General features: G+C 73.8%; 2 protein-coding genes. One reads left to right on the top strand and one right to left on the bottom strand.

The window, feature by feature from the left end; all coding sequences use genetic code 11:
• Positions 1 to 872: threonine/serine dehydratase (locus VM840_12995; protein HVL82499.1), on the bottom strand; the 872-nt coding region annotated here is incomplete at its 3' end.
• A gap of 32 nt (positions 873 to 904) precedes the next feature.
• Between VM840_12995 and VM840_13000 the strand changes: the two genes are divergently transcribed.
• A complete protein-coding gene (locus VM840_13000; protein ID HVL82500.1) occupies positions 905 to 1,783 on the top strand; it encodes a 5'-3' exonuclease H3TH domain-containing protein in 879 nt (292 codons plus the stop codon).
• The last annotated feature ends 220 nt before the right edge of the window (positions 1,784 to 2,003 follow it).

The following is a 2,003-nucleotide window of genomic DNA, read 5'->3' on the forward strand; positions in this document are numbered from 1 at the left end:
TCGCCCGCGAGCACGGCGGCCAGCGTCATGGCCGCGGCCGGCTCCACCACCGTCTTGGCGCGCGTCCAGATCAGCTCCATGGCCGCCAACGTCTCGTCGTCGCCCACCGTCACGATGTCGTCCACGAGCCGGGAGATCACCGCCCACGGACGGTCCCCCACGCACGGCGCCCGCACCCCGTCGACGACGGTCGCGGGGGTGGCCTCGAGCCGGACCCGGCTCCCGGACCGCAGGGAGCGGGCGGCGTCGTCCGCCGCCTCGGGCTCTACGCCCACCACGCGGGTGCCCGGGCTCGCGTCGGCCACCGCGACGGCGGTCCCGGAGATGAGGCCCCCGCCCCCCACGGGGACGACGACCACATCGAGGTCCTGGACGTCGGAGACGAGCTCCAGGCCGGCCGTACCCTGTCCGGCCATCACCCGGAGGTCGTCGTAGGGATGGACGAGCGGGAGACCCCGCTCCCGCACGAGCTCCGCCACGACCTCGTCGCGGTTCGCATCGGTCACCCCGTCGCTGACCACGTCGGCTCCCAGGGCGAGCGTCGCGGCCACCTTGGCGGGGTTGGCGTCGGCGGGCATGACGACGGTCGCGGAGGTGCCCAGCTCCCGGGCGGCGAGGGCGACGGCTTGGGCGTGGTTGCCCGAGGACACGGCGAGCACGCCGCGGGAGCGCTCGTCTGCCTCCATCTGCAGGAGCGCGTTGAACGCCCCCCGCGCCTTGAACGCCCCGATGCGCTGGAGGTTCTCGGCCTTCATGTACAGCTGGGCTCCCGCGAGCTCGTCGAGCGACCGGCAGCGCAGGACGGGGGTCCTCCGCACGTGGGGGCGGATGCGGTCCGCCGCCGCGCGCACCATGTCCGGGGTCAGCTCCACGGCGCCAACGTTAGCGGGTAGGGTCTCCCGCGATGGAGGTCCACCTCGTCGACGGCACCTACGAGCTCTTCCGCCACCACTTCGGCGTGCCATCGCACCGGGACCCGCAGGGGATCGAGGTGGGAGCCGTCCGAGGGGTGGTCCGGTCCGTCCTTGGGCTGCTCGAGGGCGGCGCGACCCACGTGGGGGTGGCGACCGACCATGTGATCGAGTCGTTCCGCAACGAGATGTGGCCGGGGTACAAGACCGGCGAAGGGGTCGAGCCCGACCTGCTCGGACAGTTCCCCATCCTCGAGGACGCGCTCCGGGACCTCGGGGTCACCGTCTGGGCGATGACGGAGTGGGAGGCGGACGACGCGCTGGCCTCGGCCGCCGCGGTGGCCGGCGACGACCCTGGGGTGAAGCGGGTCCTCGTCTGCACCCCGGACAAGGACCTCGCCCAGTGCGTGCGGGGAGACCGGGTCGTCCAGTTCGACCGGCGCAAGCGGGAGCTCCGCGACGAGGAAGGCGTGGTGGCCCGGTTCGGGGTCCGGCCCGAGCAGATCCCTGACTACCTGGCCCTCGTCGGGGACACCGCAGACGGGTTCCCCGGGATCCCCGGTTTCGGTGCCCGGACCGCCGCCACCGTCCTCCAGGCCTTCGGGCGGCTCGAGGACATCCCCTACGACCCGGCCGGCTGGGCCGGGCTCCCGGTCCGCAGCGCCCGCACGGCCGCCCTCACGCTCGCCGAGCAGCGGGACCTCGCCCTGCTCTTCCGCGACCTGGCGACGCTTCGCACGGAACCCCCGGTGGTGGGGTCGGTGGACGAGCTCCGGTGGACGGGTCCGGGCCCGGGCCTGGCCGCGCTGGCCGACCGGCTGGGCGACCGCGAGCTCGTCACGCGGGCGCAGGCCCTCGCCCGCAGGGTCTAGCCCGTACCCCTCCGGCCGCCCCGGTCGATGTACGGGTGACGTTCACCACACATACGAAAGGGAGCCGAAGATGTCTCGACGCCTCACCCGGATCTCGATCTGGGCCCTCGGACTGTCGCTCGTCGCCTCGGGCCTCGCGTTCGCCGGTCCCGGCCTGAACCTCACCCCCGCCTCCGACCACGACGAGGTGACGCAGCTGTCCGAGCACGAGGAGGAGGAG

The organism is Actinomycetota bacterium (genome assembly GCA_035540895.1).
GTDB lineage: Bacteria > Actinomycetota > JAICYB01 > JAICYB01 > JAICYB01 > DATLFR01.

Excerpts from the sequence above, each read along its gene's own strand:
- VM840_13000 (HVL82500.1), top strand. The coding sequence starts at position 905 with ATGGAGGTCCACCTCGTCGACGGCACCTACGAGCTCTTCCGCCACCAC.